At 71.9% G+C, this 466-nt stretch carries 1 protein-coding gene; it reads left to right on the top strand.

All coding sequences use genetic code 11. The features are described from left to right. Positions 1-276: 276 nt before the first annotated feature. Positions 277-466 (top strand): hypothetical protein (locus KBX53_RS36775; protein ID WP_247676663.1); only part of this gene is annotated, 190 nt, incomplete at its 3' end.

The raw sequence follows: 466 nt of genomic DNA, 5'->3' as shown, positions 1-466 counted from the left end.
TTATCCCGCCCCGCCCCACCCCACTGTCAGCGTCGTCTGTCATGGTCGATCACGCGCTGCTCGCCTCGGAACGCGACGCCGATGTCTTCGGGCTCGACGAGTCGCGGGTGCTGCGCCGCTACCGCCGGGGCGGGGAGACCGCCCCGGCGGCGGAGGTGATGGCGTACGTCGCGACGGCCGGTTACCCGGTGCCCTTGGCTGGCAGGTGCTGCTCTCCATGGTGCTCACCGGCGCGGGCATCGGCCTGGCGTTCGCCGCGATGTCCAACGCTTCTGGGTGTGCGCGGGCGTCGCCGTCCTGGCCGTCTTCGCGGCACTCGCTCTGCCGTCGGCGCGTCGCCGCCACGAACAGGCCGTCGCCGCCGGTGTCGACGATCTTCCGCCCGAGCCGGTCGAACTGCACCTGCGCGCCGGCACCAGTAAACAGTTGGCTGACAGTCGACTGACCCCCGCAGGCCGTGTCCACC

This window comes from Micromonospora sp. M51 (assembly GCF_018070305.1).
Classification (GTDB): Bacteria; Actinomycetota; Actinomycetes; order Mycobacteriales; family Micromonosporaceae; genus Micromonospora; species Micromonospora parva.
The sequence above is the reverse complement of the archived record's forward strand: the minus strand, read 5'-3'. Positions and strand labels throughout refer to the sequence as shown.